The sequence below is a fragment of the Pseudomonas atacamensis genome (genome assembly GCF_017167965.1).
GTDB classification, from domain to species: Bacteria; Pseudomonadota; Gammaproteobacteria; order Pseudomonadales; family Pseudomonadaceae; genus Aquipseudomonas; species Aquipseudomonas atacamensis.
In genome coordinates this window covers 1,307,081-1,323,598 of the sequence record NZ_CP070503.1, presented here as the reverse complement: position 1 = coordinate 1,323,598, position 16,518 = coordinate 1,307,081, and the positions used below count along the sequence as shown (strand labels likewise).

The window sequence follows — 16,518 nt, the reverse complement described above, 5'->3', positions numbered from 1 at the left end:
CTGTGGGAGCGAGCCTGCTCGCGAAGGCGGCCTGTCAGTCGCTGCAGTGTTGCCTGATACACCGCTTTCGCGAGCAGGCCCTCTCCCACAGGAATGCATTTCGTTAGCCGAACAAGTTTTTATCTGAACCATGCCTGCGCCAAATCGTCATCTAAAGTGACTACAGCGCGGGACTACATAAACGTCACGGAGAATCACACTATGAGCACCGAAAGTGCTTCGAGTCGGGGCCGTCTGCTACCGGGCCTGCTCGGCATCCTGCTTCTACTGATGGGCCTGGCCATGCTGGCCGGGGGAGTCAAGCTGAGCATGCTCGGCGGCTCGCTTTACTATCTGCTGGCCGGTATCGGCATCGCCCTGAGCGGCATCCTGCTGCTGATGCGTCGCCGCGCGGCGCTGGGCCTGTACGCCATCGTGCTGTTTGCCAGCACGGTGTGGGCATTGTGGGAAGTCGGTCTGGACTGGTGGCAACTGGTGCCGCGTCTGGCGCTGTGGTTTGTCCTCGGTTTCGTAATGCTGCTGCCGTGGTTCCGTCGTCCGCTGCTGCTCAACGGCCCGGCGAAAATCGGCACTGGCGGCCTGACCGTCGCTGTGATCCTGGCCGGCGTTACCGCTCTGGCCAGCCTCTTCACCCACCCGGGCGAAACCTTCGGTGAACTGGGCCGCGACAGCGCGGACATGACCAGCACCGCACCGGCCATGCCGGATGGCGACTGGCAAGCGTACGGTCGCACCGAGTTCGGTGACCGCTACTCGCCGCTCAAGCAGATCACCCCGGAAAACGTCGGCAAGTTGCAGGAAGCCTGGCGCATCCAGACCGGCGACCTGCCAACTGCCGATGACCCGGTCGAGCTGACCAACGAAAACACCCCGCTCAAAGCCAACGGCATGGTCTACGCCTGCACCGCGCACAGCAAAGTGCTGGCGCTGGACCCGGACACCGGCAAGGAAATCTGGCGCTTCGATCCACAGATCAAGAGCCCGGTCGGCTTCAAGGGCTTCGCCCACATGACTTGCCGTGGCGTTTCGTATTACGACGAAGCCGCCTATGCCAAGTCTGAAAACGCCGGTTCCGCGGTCATCTCCGAAGCCGGCCAGGCCGTTGCTCAGGCCTGCCCGCGTCGTCTGTTCCTGCCAACCGCTGATGCGCGCCTGATTGCGTTGAACGCCGACACCGGCAAGATCTGCGAAGGCTTCGGCAACAACGGCGTGGTTGACCTGACCCAAGGCATCGGCCCGTTCACCGCTGGTGGCTACTACTCCACCTCGCCAGCGGCGATTACCCGTGATCTGGTGATCATGGGCGGTCACGTCACCGACAACGAATCGACCAACGAGCCATCGGGCGTGATCCGCGCCTTCGACGTGCGCGACGGTCACCTGGTGTGGAACTGGGACAGCGACAAGCCGGACGCCACCGAGCCTCTGGCCCCGGGCGAAACCTACAGCCGCAACTCGGCGAACATGTGGTCGCTGGCCAGCGTCGATGAAAAACTCGGCATGGTCTACCTGCCACTGGGCAACCAGACCCCGGACCAATGGGGCGGCAACCGCACCCCGGGCGCTGAGAAATTCAGCGCCGGCCTCGTTGCCCTGGACCTGGCCACCGGTAAAGTGCGCTGGAACTACCAGTTCACCCACCATGACCTGTGGGACATGGACGTGGGCAGCCAGCCAACCCTGCTCGACATGAAAACCGCCGACGGCGTGAAACCTGCGCTGATCGCTCCGACCAAACAGGGCAGCCTGTACGTCCTCGACCGTCGTGACGGCACGCCGATCATTCCGATCAAGGAAATCCCGGTACCGCAAGGCGCCGTGAAAGGCGACCACACCGCACCGACCCAGGCCCGTTCGGACCTCAACATGCTGGCCCCGGAACTGACCGAAAAAGCCATGTGGGGCGCCAGCCCGTTCGACCAGATGCTGTGCCGTATCCAATTCAAGGAACTGCGTTACGAAGGCCAGTACACCCCGCCATCGGAACAGGGCAGCCTGATCTACCCGGGTAACGTCGGCGTGTTCAACTGGGGCGGCGTCTCGGTCGACCCGGTTCGCCAGCTGCTGTTCACCAGCCCGAACTACATGGCCTTCGTCTCGAAAATGGTGCCACGCGAGCAAGTCGAAGCCGGCAGCAAGCGCGAGAGCGAAACCTCGGGCGTGCAGCCAAACACCGGCGCGCCATACGCGGTGATCATGCACCCGTTCATGTCGCCACTGGGCGTACCGTGCCAGGCCCCGGCCTGGGGCTACGTCGCCGGTATCGACCTGACCACCGGCAAAGTCGTGTGGAAACGCAAGAACGGCACCAGCCGCGACAGCTCGCCAATCCCGATCGGCTTCACCCTCGGCGTACCGAGCATGGGCGGTTCGATGGTTACTGCCGGCGGCGTCGGCTTCCTCAGCGGCACCCTCGACCAGTACCTGCGCGCCTATGACGTGAATACCGGTAAAGAACTGTGGAAATCGCGCCTGCCAGCAGGCGGCCAAGCGACTCCGATGACCTACACCGGCAAGGACGGCAAGCAATACGTGCTGCTCGTTGTTGGCGGTCACGGCTCGCTGGGCACCAAGATGGGTGACTACATCATTGCGTACAAGCTGCCGGAATAAGATTTAACGGCGGTAAAACAAAGGCGCCACCTTGTGAAGGGTGGCGCCTTTTTACATAGAGGAGCGCCCAAAATACTCCATCCACGGCAGAGCATATGGCACCAATGAAGGCTATCCTCTTTTGCTCGCGGCTATTTGAGCTTTGATTGACTGTTGTACATCCGCCAACGATGCAAACAGACCGCCAGGTTTCCCACCGGAGTAGACAATCTGGAAACGGTAGCCTGAGTTGGCAGGATCATGTTCCAAGATGGTCCAGCCTCGATAGGTTGTCGTAATAGGGTAACTCATAGTTTATCTCCTTGATTTTGCGCACTTCCCTAGTGTGAGAAATCGCCCTACCAATGTCGTACAACGTTATAAAAACCGTCAACTGTCAGAGTAGACAGGTATTCAATACGCATTCGAGATAAAGACTAATCCGAAGCGGAATATTAACGACTCAGGAAACAGTGCCCCTTCCGCATTAAAACCCAAAGAGCATAAACCCGATCAAAACCCAGCAAAAACGGGCTAAAAAACTGTCAACTATGACAGTAGCGACCCATTTCAAAAAAAGATGAGGATGCAGTCGCATTAATAGTACTTGTTGCCAGAAAAGTAACTGCGCACCTCCTGAGCCCTGGTTCCGGAAGCCGCATTAAATATTCAAGGAGATCAACCATGAACAATATAAGAAACAGGGGCGCTGCGCTCTTGGTAACCATTATGGCGCTGACTGCTTCAATTGTTAAAGCCGACGTACTTACAGACAAGGCAAACAATTGCAATAAAGCGCTGAGTGAGCTGAAGACTATCGGAGTGACGCCTGGCGAATATAGTTGCGAAGCAAATACGAAGAAGGACATGTACTGGCGAGCCTATGCACCAGGGGAGTTATTTAGAAAAATTCTTGATATTTGCGAAGCAAATGGACCGGTCACATCAGTTCCCTATGAATCATCTGAAGTTGTTGCGTGTAACTATTACTCTCCAGCGGGCTTTAGAAAATAACTGCACTACGACTTATTTGGACAAGCAATCCCATAGCTGGTGATGCCGGCCGGTTAGTGCCAAATAATTTGCTTAAAATGGCGAATCTCCTGTGGGAGCTAGCCTGCTAGCGATTGCGGCCTGACATTCAACATCTGTGTTTACTGAAAGTGCCCCATCGCTAGCAGGCTAGCTCCCACAGGTTGAAAAGTGTTTGCTCTTTGGGAAAGGTGCTTGTCCTACAGACATTGAAAGTGGCGCGGAGTTTTCCGACAAGTCGCGTCGGTTGTGCCTCGGAAATCGGCTGGATAGGCTCTGGGGTCGCTGCAAATTCAGCGAACGGGCGTCGCGGCCCGAGCGGTTCATTCGATTTGATGCATAATCGCCGGCCCAAGCGCTTGCCGCTTGGTTTGATGGTGGCTGTGCGCGGGATACCCTCGGGTATGCCGGGTTTTCCGAATGGCTCGGTCCGCGAACCTGCGTACAGCTGCCTCCTTGCATTGCGTCGCGGCGAGCAAGCAAGGCAGCTCCATTTCTCATTCGGCGCGCCACCATGTTCAAACCAACACCCAATCCCCCCGAAACCGAAAGCACTTCCCCCTACCAATCCCCCGACTCAAAAAAAACGCCACGACGCCGCCGACCGTGCGCAGGACCACTACCTGAAACCACCCGCCAACGCCGACAAGGCCCACAAACCCAGCACCATGTTCCAGGTCACTCCAGACCAAAACAACGAAAGCCTGCTTGCCCACGCCTGCGAATCCCTGGCCTCGGCCAATGTCATGACCAGCGACATCGCGGCATACGTCGACAGCCCACAGCGACATACCATCCTTGCGATCCAGCCACCATTTAATAGTTAAAGCTAACCAGCACTAGCGTTTTTCGCTATTTATGCAAAGACATTGTTAGATTCCAATAGGCTTCCCATGCCGAGCTGAAGAATCTCGCCACCGGCCCAGAGGCCACCAAGGTCAAAAACTATCCAGCCCCAAACACACAACCAGAAACACACCCGCCCCATTGAAACCACCCCACCCCTGCCCCATCTAACACCCCATACCCCATTGCGCAGGTGCCCCATGACCGACCAGCAAGATCGCCCGGACAACCACGACGATTACGAAACCGACCACATCGAACACACCTCCTCCGGCACCGGCCTGGCGCTGCCCGGGCAAAACCTGCCGGACAAGGTCTACATCATCCCGATCCACAACCGTCCGTTCTTCCCGGCCCAGGTCCTGCCGGTCATCGTCAATGAAGAGCCGTGGGCCGAAACCCTCGAACTGGTCAGCAAGTCCGAACACCACTCCCTGGCCCTGTTCTTCATGGACACGCCCCAGGAAGACCCGCGCCATTTCGACACCGGCGCCCTCCCCGAATACGGCACGCTGGTCAAGGTTCACCACGCCAGCCGCGAAAACGGCAAACTGCAATTCGTCGCCCAGGGCCTGAGCCGCGTGCGCATCAAGACCTGGCTCAAACACCATCGCCCGCCGTACCTGGTCGAAGTCGAATACCCGCACCAGCCCACCGAGCCGACCGACGAGGTCAAGGCTTACGGCATGGCACTGATCAATGCGATCAAGGAGCTGTTGCCGCTCAACCCGCTGTACAGCGAAGAACTGAAGAACTACCTCAACCGCTTCAGCCCCAACGACCCGTCGCCGCTGACCGACTTCGCCGCCGCCCTGACCTCCGCCGCCGGCCCTGAGCTGCAAGAAGTGCTCGACTGCGTGCCGATGCTCAAGCGCATGGAGAAAGTCCTGCCGATGCTGCGCAAGGAAGTCGAAGTCGCGCGCCTGCAAAAAGAGATTTCCGCTGAAGTTAACCGCAAGATCGGCGAGCATCAGCGTGAGTTTTTCCTCAAGGAACAGCTCAAGGTCATCCAGCAGGAACTCGGCCTGACCAAGGACGACCGAAGCGCCGACCTCGAACAGTTCCAGCAGCGCCTCGAAGGCAAAACCCTGCCGGCGCAGGTGCAGAAACGCCTCGAGGAAGAGACCCACAAACTGTCGATCCTCGAAACCGGCTCGCCGGAGTACGCGGTCACGCGCAATTATCTGGACTGGGCAACATCGGTACCGTGGGGCGTGTACGGCGAGGACAAACTCGACCTCAAGCACGCACGCAAAATCCTCGACAAGCATCACGCCGGTCTGGACGACATCAAGGATCGCATCCTCGAATTCCTCGCTGTTGGTGCGTACAAAGGCGAGATCAGCGGCTCGATCGTGTTGCTGGTCGGCCCGCCAGGCGTGGGTAAGACCAGCGTTGGCAAATCCATCGCCGAATCCCTCGGCCGGCCGTTCTACCGCTTCAGCGTCGGCGGCATGCGCGACGAAGCCGAGATCAAGGGCCACCGCCGCACCTACATCGGCGCGCAGCCGGGCAAACTGGTGCAGGCGTTGAAAGACGTCGAAGTGATGAACCCGGTGATCATGCTCGACGAGATCGACAAAATGGGCCAGAGCTACCAGGGCGACCCGGCCTCGGCGCTGCTGGAAACCCTCGATCCTGAGCAGAACGTTGAATTCCTCGACCACTACCTCGACCTGCGCATGGATCTGTCGAAGGTGCTGTTCGTCTGCACCGCCAACACCCTCGACTCGATCCCCGGCCCGTTGCTGGACCGGATGGAAGTGATTCGCCTGTCCGGCTACATCACCGAAGAAAAAGTCGCCATCGCCAAGCGTCACCTGTGGCCGAAACTGCTGGAAAAGGCCGGCGTATCAAAAGGCAGCCTGAGCATCAGCGACACCGCGCTCAAAGCCCTGATCGACGGCTATGCCCGTGAAGCCGGCGTGCGGCAGCTGGAAAAGCAGATGGGCAAACTGGTGCGCAAAGCGGTGATGAAGCTGATCGACGATCCGAAAGCGGTGATCAAACTCGGCCCGAAAGACCTCGAAGCCTCGCTGGGCCATCCTGTATTCCGCAATGAACAAGTGCTGTCCGGCACCGGCGTGATTACCGGCCTGGCCTGGACCAGCATGGGCGGCGCGACCTTGCCGATCGAAGCCACGCGGATTCATACACTCAACCGCGGCTTCAAGCTCACCGGGCAACTGGGCGATGTGATGAAGGAATCGGCAGAGATCGCCTACAGCTACGTCAGCTCGCACCTCAAGCAGTTTGGTGGAGACGCGAAGTTCTTCGACGAAGCCTTCGTCCACCTGCACGTACCGGAAGGCGCGACGCCAAAGGACGGCCCGAGCGCCGGCGTAACCATGGCCAGCGCCCTGCTATCCCTCGCGCGTAATCAGCCACCGAAAAAAGGCGTGGCGATGACCGGCGAACTGACCCTGACCGGCCATGTACTGCCGATCGGCGGCGTGCGCGAGAAAGTGATCGCAGCGCGCCGGCAGAAGATTTTCGAACTGATTCTGCCGGAGCCGAACCGGGGTAACTTTGAGGAACTGCCGGATTATCTGAAGGAAGGGATTACCGTGCACTTTGCGAAGAAGTTTGCGGATGTGGCGAAGGTGCTCTTCTGACAATCATGTAGTGCCTGCTATGTCGCTTTCGTGAGCAGGCTCGCTCCCACAGTGGTAAGCGGTGTCGACAGTTTTTGTATTCACCCCATCACCCTGTGGGAGCGAGCCTGCTCGCGAAGGCGGCAACTCTGGCGACGCCAATCCCCCGAACGTCACACTTCGTCTCATCTTCAGTTATGCTCGCCGTTCGTCGTAACCGCCGGAGCTGCTGACCTTATGTCCCCCACTCGCCTGTTTCTCCCCCTCGCCCTTTCCTTGCTGGCGGCCTGCGCCACGCAACCGAAACACAACGTGACCGTGGAAAAACAAAGCGAATGCCCCGTGCGGCTCAACGTCGGGCAAAACCTGATCATCAGCCTGCCAAGCAACCCGACCACCGGCTACCGCTGGGCGATTCAGGATTCGGCTGGCGGCGTGTTGCGCGCGCTCAGCCCGGAGGTTTACAGCAATCCGGAAGATGCCGGCGTGGTGGGCGCAGCGGGGGTTTCGACCTGGCGCTTCCAGGCCTTCGCGGCCGGCACCGGGCGCTTGCGCCTGACCTCGCAACAACCGTGGGCTCCGGAAGTGCTGCCAGTGGAAACCTTTGACTGCGCCATTTCCGTGGAATGATCGGGTTCGCGAATCCTTCTTCTCATTCGCGATAACCGCGCAGGACCCCATGATCTATTCGTATAAAAAACTGTCATTTCTGTCAGTTACCAGTCCTTCCCACTCACGTTTAGAGTGGACGCAGAGCAGCTCCCCATGAGCTGTCGCGTATTCAAGGAACGGCCATGAGCACTCAAGACAAGGATTCCAAACCCCAAGCCAACGCCTTCACCTGCCAGATTGAAGGCGCTGATGCGTTCAGCTTTCCTTTAGTCAATGCATTCCGCACCGAGCGAATTACCATCACGGGCGCCGACTATCTCCCATTTGATCAGGATATTTACAAGATTGAGTTCACTTTCGATAACGACATCGTGACTGCCGAATACAACCTCGGCCATGCCAAGGTAAAGGTCGACACCGAGACGGGGAAGGCCAACATACGATATACGCCGATCAGCATGACCCTGAAGCTGACCGTTGACCATTTCTCCAAGTCCGTCTCCGGCGTATATGCCATCGATACGGTCCAGGACTACGGCGGTGTGATAACCCCTGGAATCAAGCTGAACGGGAATTTCGCAGTCAATTATATCGACAGCTGAGACAGCCTTGGCCCGCCGAGCTGCGCAGAGCGTGACTCACAACTACAGATCGCCTCGTGCGCGGCGACTCAAAGTCGCCGAATCACCCGTCTTTAACCGCACCGAAGCGGCTTATCAGCAATTCAAGCATCCAGGCCCCACTTTGGCTAAAATGCCGGCCTTTTCCACCGACACCGCCGGACGCCGCCGTGAGCAAAGAACCCGATCGCCTATTCGCCCAGCCTTTGGCCCAGGTGCCTGACTTCGCCTTCAATGAAGACGTGGTGCGGGTGTTCCCGGACATGATCAAGCGCTCGGTGCCGGGTTACCCGACCATCGTCGAAAACCTCGGCGTGCTCGCGGCGCAGTTCGCCCAGCCGAACAGCGTGCTCTACGACCTCGGCTCGTCGCTCGGCGCAGTCACTCAAGCCCTGCGCCGTCATGTGCGCACCGACGGTTGCCGGGTTATTGCTGTGGATAACTCGGCGGCGATGGTCGAGCGTTGCCGGGAATACCTCAACGGTCAGGATTCGATGTTTCAGGAATTGCTGCCAGTCGAGGTGATCGAGGGCGATATCCTCGCGCTGGAGTTTCAACCGGCCTCGGTGGTGGCGCTGAACTTCACCCTGCAATTCATAGCCCCGGACCAGCGCACCGCGTTGCTCTCGCGCATTCGCCAATCGTTGCTGCCCGGCGGCGCGCTGATTCTCTCGGAGAAGCTGCGCTTCAACGATGCCGAAGAGCACGCGCTGCTCACCGATCTGCACGTGGCGTTCAAACGCGCCAACGGCTACAGCGAACTGGAAATCGCCCAGAAGCGCAGCGCCATCGAAAACGTCATGAAGCCCGACAGCCTCGAAGAACACCGCGAACGCCTGCTGGCCGCCGGGTTCTCGAAAGTCGTGCCGTGGTTCCAGTGTCTTAACTTTGCCTCGTTGATTGCCTTGCCATGATTGATCTGTCCCCCCTCGCCCGCCGTCTGGCCGGTACACCGCTGGCCGAATGGGCCAGCACGCTGCAAGCGCAACTCGACAAGAAAATGGAGAAGGGCCACGGCGATCTGGAGCGCTGGCAAAGTGCGCTGGACGCCTTGCCGAAAATCCAGCCAAGCGAAGTCGACCTGCTCAACGGCCTGAAACTCGACACCGATTGCGACGACGACACCCGCGCGCAGATGCGCACCGCGCTGATGGGGCTGTCGCCGTGGCGCAAAGGGCCGTTCGATCTGTTCGGTGTGCATGTCGACACCGAATGGCGCTCGGACTGGAAGTGGTCGCGCGTCTCCCCGCACCTCGACCTGAAGGGCAAACGCATCCTCGATGTCGGCTGCGGCAACGGCTACTACATGTGGCGCATGCTAGGCGCCGGTGCCGACAGCGTGATCGGGGTCGACCCGAACTGGCTGTTCTTCTGCCAGTTCCAGGCGGTGCAGCGTTACTTGTCCGAGCCGAATGCCTGGCACCTGCCGTTCCCGTTCGAAGACCTGCCGCCGAATCTGGAAGGCTTCGACACGGTGTTTTCCATGGGCGTGTTCTACCACCGTCGCTCGCCGATCGAGCATTTGCTGGCGCTGAAGGATTGCCTGGTCAAGGGTGGGGAACTGGTGCTGGAAACCCTGGTGGTCAAAGGCGACAAGCACCAAGTGCTGGTGCCGGAAGATCGCTACGCGCAGATGCGCAACGTGTGGTTTTTGCCGTCGGTGCCGGCGCTGGAATTGTGGCTGCGCAGAGCCGGATTCAGCGATATTCGTTGTGTGGATGTCAGTACCACGACGGTGGAAGAACAACGCGGGACGGAGTGGATGAAGTATCAGTCGCTGAGTGATTTTCTGGATCCTGAGGATCACAGCAAAACCATTGAAGGGCTGCCGGCACCGATGCGTGCGGTTATCGTCGCCAGGAAGTAAGCGTATTTTCCCATGACCGCAGTGGGCCTACCCCTCACCCCAGCCCTCTCCCCAGGGAGAAGGAGCTGATTGTTGAGCTTTTCAAAACTTGCGTCCGACTCGGTATTTCAGGTCGGCGGATTTGGTCCATCCAACTCGGTCGGTCCCCTCTCCCTCTGGGAGAGGGTTAGGGTGAGGGGCTTTTGGTGCGTCTGGCGCGGAAAAACTCGGTCAGCACCGCACCACATTCTTCAGCCAACACCCCGCCCTCATACAACACCCGGTGATTCAAAAAGCCCTGGGTAAAAAACTGTCCCTGACTCTGCACAATCCCGGCCTTGGGTTCCAGCGCGCCGTACACCACCCGCGCCACCCGCGAATGCACGATCAGCCCGGCGCACATGCTGCACGGTTCCAGCGTCACATACAGCGTGCTGCCCGGCAGGCGATAGTTATCCACTGCCTGCGCAGCGGCGCGGATCGCGACCATTTCGGCGTGGGCACTCGGGTCGCTGGTGCTGATCGGGCAATTGAAGCCGCGACCGATGGCCACGCCATCCTGCACCAGCACCGCGCCCACCGGCACCTCGCCGAGGGCGGCGCCCTGTGCGGCGAGGGCCAGGGCTTCGCGCATGAAGTCGCGGTCGCGGCTGCGGTCGATGATCGCCGCCGGGCGGATCTGGCGCATCACTTCACCTCAATCGCGGCCATCAGGCCGGTTTCCATGTGGTCGATGACATGGCAGTGGAACATCCACACCCCCGGGTTATCCGCCACCAGCGCCACTTGCGCACGCTCGTTCTTGCCCAGCAGATAGGTGTCGGTGAAATACGGAATGACTTTGTGCCGGTTCGACGCGATCACCTTGAAGCTCATGCCGTGCAGGTGGATCGGGTGCTGGTACTGGGTCATGTTCTTCAATTCGAAAATATAGCTCTGACCCAGTTTCAGGCTGGCAATCGGTCGGTCAGCACAGGTCTTGTCGGTGATGTCCCAAGCCTTGCCGTTGATCTGCCACAGGCTCGGCGGTTTGCCGTTTTCGGTGTTCACCGAGACCGAGCCGACCCATTCGAAATTGAAGTTGAGTTTCTCCGCATTGGCCAGATCCGGCTCGGCCACCGGGTTGGCCGGCAGGGCTTTCGGCCAGTCCGTCGGCGCGTCGGTGTTGGCGACTGAACGTAGCGTGCCCAGACGCACCGGGCCGTTACGCAGCGACAACTCTTCACCCGCCGCCGGGGCCTTGATCGCCAGGCAAATGCGCATGCCGGGGCCGAGCCAGTATTCCTTGCCCAATGGTCGTGGCTCGACAGGGTTGCCATCCAGCGCGTAGATCTTCGCTTCGACCCCAGGAATATTGATGCGATAGGTCAGGGTGTTATCGAGATTGAGCAAACGCACCCGGGTGATCTGCCCGGCCGGCAGATCAATCACCGGCAGCGGCACACCATTGATCGTCGACAGGCGCCCGGCGGTACCGCCACGGGCCGCTTCGCGGGGGATGCTGAACTCGACGAACTGGCCTTGCTCGTCGATGTGCCAGTTCTTCAGGCTCAGGGTTTTCTCATACTTGAACCCGGTCGGCTCGCGTTCTTCGATGATCAGCGGCCCGACCAGCCCGCGCCCCAGTTCCTCGCTGCTGCTGACATGCGGGTGATACCAGTAGCTGCCGGCGTCGGGCACGCGGAATTTGTAGTCGAAGTATTCGCCCGGCAATACCGGCAGTTGCGACACATAAGGCACGCCGTCCATTTCCAGCGGCAGGCGGATGCCGTGCCAGTGGATGGTGGTCGCCACCGGCAGGTGATTGATGAAACGCACCCGCAGCCATTCACCCTGGCGTACACGCAACTCGGTGCCCGGCGCCGACGGGCCGAACGCCCAGGCTTCGGTCTTGTGCCCCGGCACCAGCTCGACGTCGAGCGGCGCGGCGATCAGTTCATAGTCGTGGCCGGCCTCGGCGTCGGCCATCTTGCCCAGCCAGTAACGCGACGCGCCTCCCGCGCCCACGCCAACGACAACAAGACCGGCCAGGCCACCGAGGATTTGGCGACGGGTAAAGGACATGAACTCAACTACCTCACGTATCAGCGACGGACCCCGAGGGATCCGCAAAAAGGCGAATACGATACACCCGCAGTTGAGAAACAGTAAGGGCGACCTGCGGCCGCACGTCTTGTCGGCCTTATGCGCGCAGCCCGGTAATCAGGTGCAGCACGCCGCCCTCAAGGCACATGACGCCCGACACACCGGCCATACTCAACGCCTGACGGTCGACACAGGCCGCGTCGTGCAGCGTCACGCGCACCCGGGTCAGCGCCAGCGGTTGCTGCGACTTAAGGTTATCCACACCGCCCAGCGCGGCGACGATCTCGGCGTTCAAGCCGGCAACCGCATCGGCGGTAATGTTTGCCTCATCCGGTACCAGATCCGGCGTCAGAGCTTTCCAGAATGCCTGCTGCAATTTGTCGAACATGTTCAATTCTCCATAACCGGTGAGGCATCGACTTTCGCCCCTTGAAACTGCTGCAAGGCTGCGCGCACGTCCGCGGCGCTTTCCAGGTTCGAAACCTGTTCGGCGATGATTCGACAGTCGGCCAGATTCACCTCCCGCACCGCCGACTTGATCGCCGGAATCAACGGCACGCTCACCGACAATTCATCCACACCCAGCCCCAGCAGCAACGGAACCGCAAGGCGTTCAGACGCCATGGCGCCGCAGACGCCGACCCATTTGCCGTGGGCATGGGCCGCCTTAACCGTCATGGCAATCAGGCGCAGCACCGAAGGGTGAAAGCTGTCCGCCTGGCTGGCCAGACGCGGATGATCGCGATCCATGGCCAGCGTGTATTGGGTGAGATCGTTGGTGCCGATGGAAAAGAAATCCACGTGCGGCGCCAGCACATCGGCCATCAGCGCAGCGGCGGGCACTTCGATCATGATTCCCAGCTTTGGCAGATGCGCCAGGCCCAGCGCCCGCGCTTCTTGCTCAAGAATCTGCCGCGCCAGACGTAGTTCGGCCAAATTCGTGACCATCGGCAACATGATGTGCAAACGCGTCAGCTCACAGCAGGCGAGGATTGCGCGGAACTGCTCGCGCAACAGTTGCGGTCGTTCAAGACACAGGCGAATGCCGCGCAAGCCGAGGAAAGGATTGGTTTCGCTGTCCATCGGCACATAAGCCAGCGGTTTGTCGCCACCGACATCGAGGGTGCGCACCACCAGATTGTGTGCCGGCCCGATGGTGCGCGCGATGGCGCTGTAGGTGGCCACTTGTTCATCGTGGCTCGGCGCTTGCTGGCGACCCAGGTAGAGAAATTCCGAACGCAGCAGGCCAACGCCACTTGCGCCCAGCTCCATGGCCTGGGCGGTTTCGCCCTGCGAGGCAACGTTGGCGGTGACTTCGATGTGCTGACCGTCACGGGTACAAGCCGCCTCGCTGGCCTGCGCCAGTTCCTGCTGATGACGCTGGCGCTGGCGCTCATGCCGCGTGCGCAATTGATCGATGGACTCGGCGTCCGGGTGCAACTGCAATTCGCCTTTGTCGGCATCGAGCAGCACCCGCGTGCCGTTGCCGAGCCCGAGCATTTGCAATGGCATACCACAGATCGCCGGCAAACCGCAGGCTCGCGCGAGGATCGCGACATGGCTGGTGGCGCCACCGCCAACGGTGGCAAACCCGAGCACCTTGCGCGTATCGAGTCCGGCGGTCTGTGAAGGGGTCAGCTGATCGGCGATCAGAATGGTGTCGTCCGGCAACTCCAGCGTCTGCTCGTGAACACCGAGGATCAGCTTCAGTACGCGCTGGCCGACATCATCCAGATCCGCCGCGCGCTCAGCCAGCAAGGCATTGCCCAGCGAGCGAAACATCGCCGCCGTTGCATCGGTGCTGGTCTTCCAGGCAAACGCCGCGCTTTTGCCCGCGTCAATCAGCGCCCTGGCCTGATCCAGCAGACTCGGGTCGGCCAGCAGTTCCTGATGCGCCTTGAAGATCTCCGCTTGCGCCTGGCCGCTGGCGGTGTCGCGCAGATGTTGCAGGGCCATGTCGGCTTCGATCAGGGCCTGGCTCAACGCCTCCCGTTCGCTTGGCGGCTCGGCGCCGAACTCGTTGATCAGAAGCGACGCTTCGACGATCTGCATGACTTGCCCCAACGCCGAACCGGGCGAGGCGCAGACACCGCGCAGGATGTTCGGCATTTCTGCTGCATCGGCTTCGACCGGTGCGGGCGCTGTCACCGCTTCGCCGCAGCCTTCGCTCAGCAAGCGTGTCAGCGCTGCGACCGCTGCTTCGGCATCTTCACCTTCGGCGCTGACCTGCACGCTGTCGCCATGGGCCGTCTGCAACGCCATGATTGCCACCAGGGATTTGCCGTTGGCTTGCGCTTGCAGCTTGTGCAGATGGATGGTCGCTGAAAATGCTTTGGCCGCTTGGGCGAATACTGCCGCCGGCCGAGCGTGCAGACCATTGGAATTGGGCAGGTTGATCGGCTGCGAGAACACCGCATCGCCCGGCATCGGCGCTGGATGTTCGCCGACGGCTGCGCCGACCACGACGTCCAGCACTGGCTGGCCCACCTCGACCAACCCGGTTGAGCCAACGAGTGAAGCGAACGGCTCGCCGCTGACCACCAGCATCAAGGTCAACAAACTGCGCGCGTGCAGGGCAATGTAGTCAGCATCGAAGTCGATCAGCGCCTGCCCGGCTTCGACCCGCTGCCCCGTTTCAACGCGGCGGGTGAATCCTTCGCCGGCGAGATTCACCGTGTCCAGGCCGATATGCATCAACACCTGAACACCCGCGTCACTGGTGATGGTGAGCGCGTGCCCGCTGGCCTGCACATCGCTGACCACACCGGCCATCGGTGCGCAGAGCGTTGACGAAGTCGGGTCGATGCACAAACCGTCGCCGATGATCCGCCCGGCAAACACCGGATCGGGCACCTGGTCCAGCGCCATCAGCACGCCGGATAAAGGAGCCAGCAGCTGCAATTGTTGGGGTGTGGCCATGACATCACCTGAGCTTGTATTCATTGAATGAGCGGTCGCAGCCGCCTTGCTTATTTCCACCAGTATTCAACCTGCAAGCCGACATTGGCGCCGTGCCGCGCGTTGCCGAAGGCGCCCGTGTCGGAGAGTGCCGAGCCTTTGGCCAACAGGTTGGCAGCACGCTTGGCTGCCTGGTTCCAGCTGGCATAGGTGTAATACAGACGTACTTCGGGCCGCGCCCAGAATTCCGGGCCTTTCGGTGACCAGGTCGGCGCGAAGGTGAACTTGCTCAGCTTGCGCGTGCCGTCCGCCGCCTCGACCTGATCGTGCCCCAGTTCGGTCACCAGTTTGAACTGCTCGCTCAGTGCATAGGCCGGGCGCACACCGAGGGACAGCCAGTTCTGGTCGGCGCCGCCCTGACGAATATCTTTCTGGTACACCGCCTGGAATTGTCCGCCAAAACGTGGCGTCAGTTGCCAGTCGAAGAACTCGACGATGCGATAGCTCTTGTTGCGGTCATCGAGCCTGACGTTACCGGTATAGCCCAATCCGGTGCCCGGCCCTTCGCCGTATTGCAGCGCCAGTTTGTTCTTGCCACCGAAAAAGTCCTGCTGCACATGCTGGGTGGTGATCGCCCAGCCACGGTGGGCATCGCGGCTGTCGGGCTTGTCGATGTAACTCAGGCCGAACTCCAGTTCACCGCCCGGGTTACTGTTGAAACCGCCGACGTTGAAGTCGTGGCGGTTGATGTAATCCTTTTGGTAAAGGTTGTCCTTGCGCGAAAAGGCGTAGCTGTATTTCAGGCCGCCGAGCAACACGTCTTCAATGCCTGCACCGGTGGCGCTCTGGTTCCAGTAATAGAAATCGGAAATATGGATGTCGTTACGTTTGTAGTAACGCCGCCCTGCCCACAGCGAGCCGCCGTTGAGCGCGGGCATCGCCGACCATTGCGCATACGCCTGCGGCAAACGAATCGAGCCGTTGTCTTCCTTGAACGTCAGGCTGCGGTCATAGCGGTTATACAGCGAGGCCATGCCGTCGACGCTCAGCACCGAGCCGTCGTCGAGGGTGTACAGATCCTGGCGCAGCTCAAGCTCACCGTACTGCTCGCACTCGTTACCGAGGCGATATTTGGTCTGCGCACCGGGCAACTGGAAACACGACTGGCTGCCGCTGTTGACCGAAGTACCGACACCGCTGCGCAGATAGCCGCCGAACTCCAGCGCCTGTGAGGACGTGGGCATTGCCAGAAAAATCCCCGCGACTGCCAGACTGTAATTTATGGTTGCTCTCATATATGCCACCCGTTGTTTTTATTGTGTGGTTGCAGGAATTCAGCGCGCACAAATCCCCCGCGCAGCGTTCTGCGTGTTTTTTCAAAGGTTGTTATTCA

At 60.3% G+C, this 16,518-nt stretch carries 12 protein-coding genes and 1 pseudogene; 8 read left to right on the top strand and 5 right to left on the bottom strand.

Annotated features, from left to right (window positions below; genetic code table 11):
• The first annotated feature begins 201 nt into the window (after positions 1 to 201).
• From JWU58_RS06160 to cmoB, 8 genes and pseudogenes are all read left to right on the top strand, one after another.
• The gene (locus tag JWU58_RS06160; RefSeq protein WP_206421616.1) at positions 202 to 2,613 is read left to right on the top strand and encodes a glucose/quinate/shikimate family membrane-bound PQQ-dependent dehydrogenase; all 2,412 of its coding nucleotides are present in this window, start codon (positions 202 to 204) and stop codon (positions 2,611 to 2,613) included.
• A 663-nt stretch (positions 2,614 to 3,276) separates the two neighbouring features.
• Positions 3,277 to 3,606 (top strand): hypothetical protein, encoded by a 330-nt coding sequence (locus tag JWU58_RS06155; protein WP_123444242.1) that lies wholly within the window; start codon positions 3,277 to 3,279, stop codon positions 3,604 to 3,606.
• Positions 3,607 to 4,138: 532 nt separating this feature from the next.
• Positions 4,139 to 4,433: pseudogene (locus JWU58_RS06150) on the top strand (DUF6124 family protein); the annotation flags it as partial.
• A 237-nt stretch (positions 4,434 to 4,670) separates the two neighbouring features.
• Positions 4,671 to 7,085, top strand: a complete 2,415-nt coding sequence (gene lon, locus JWU58_RS06145) for an endopeptidase La (RefSeq protein WP_241196152.1) — start codon at positions 4,671 to 4,673, stop codon at positions 7,083 to 7,085.
• 216 nt (positions 7,086 to 7,301) lie between these two features.
• Positions 7,302 to 7,694 carry a protease inhibitor I42 family protein gene (locus tag JWU58_RS06140; protein ID WP_110603681.1) on the top strand — a complete coding sequence of 131 codons (393 nt, stop codon included), beginning with the start codon at positions 7,302 to 7,304 and terminating at the stop codon, positions 7,692 to 7,694.
• A gap of 164 nt (positions 7,695 to 7,858) precedes the next feature.
• Positions 7,859 to 8,278: a hypothetical protein gene (locus tag JWU58_RS06135; RefSeq protein ID WP_206421615.1), complete on the top strand. Its 420-nt coding sequence runs from the start codon at positions 7,859 to 7,861 to the stop codon at positions 8,276 to 8,278.
• 188 nt (positions 8,279 to 8,466) lie between these two features.
• The gene (cmoA, locus tag JWU58_RS06130) at positions 8,467 to 9,210 is read left to right on the top strand and encodes a carboxy-S-adenosyl-L-methionine synthase CmoA (RefSeq protein WP_016773355.1); all 744 of its coding nucleotides are present in this window, start codon (positions 8,467 to 8,469) and stop codon (positions 9,208 to 9,210) included.
• A complete protein-coding gene (gene cmoB / locus JWU58_RS06125; protein WP_206421614.1) occupies positions 9,207 to 10,163 on the top strand; it encodes a tRNA 5-methoxyuridine(34)/uridine 5-oxyacetic acid(34) synthase CmoB in 957 nt (318 codons plus the stop codon). Before cmoA ends, cmoB begins: the two co-directional genes overlap by 4 nt.
• Before the next feature lie 166 nt (positions 10,164 to 10,329).
• On the opposite strand, the gene tadA is transcribed toward cmoB, so the two are convergent.
• The 5 genes from tadA to JWU58_RS06100 all read right to left on the bottom strand — a co-directional run bounded on the left by tadA (position 10,330) and on the right by JWU58_RS06100 (position 16,420).
• On the bottom strand, positions 10,330 to 10,830 hold the full coding sequence (gene tadA / locus JWU58_RS06120; RefSeq protein WP_206421613.1) for a tRNA adenosine(34) deaminase TadA: 501 nt from the start codon (positions 10,828 to 10,830) through the stop codon (positions 10,330 to 10,332).
• On the bottom strand, positions 10,830 to 12,206 hold the full coding sequence (locus tag JWU58_RS06115; protein ID WP_024014196.1) for a multicopper oxidase family protein: 1,377 nt from the start codon (positions 12,204 to 12,206) through the stop codon (positions 10,830 to 10,832). The genes tadA and JWU58_RS06115 overlap by 1 nt, the downstream gene beginning before the upstream one ends.
• 118 nt (positions 12,207 to 12,324) lie before the next feature.
• Entirely contained in the window at positions 12,325 to 12,615 is a 291-nt protein-coding gene (locus JWU58_RS06110) for a PTS sugar transporter subunit IIB (protein ID WP_024014197.1), read from the bottom strand.
• Between the two features lie 2 nt (positions 12,616 to 12,617).
• Positions 12,618 to 15,146 carry a phosphoenolpyruvate--protein phosphotransferase gene (ptsP, locus tag JWU58_RS06105; protein WP_206421612.1) on the bottom strand — a complete coding sequence of 843 codons (2,529 nt, stop codon included), beginning with the start codon at positions 15,144 to 15,146 and terminating at the stop codon, positions 12,618 to 12,620.
• A gap of 50 nt (positions 15,147 to 15,196) precedes the next feature.
• Complete coding sequence (locus JWU58_RS06100) at positions 15,197 to 16,420, bottom strand: maltoporin (RefSeq protein WP_206421611.1); 1,224 nt, start codon at positions 16,418 to 16,420, stop codon at positions 15,197 to 15,199.
• Between the last annotated feature and the right edge of the window lie 98 nt (positions 16,421 to 16,518).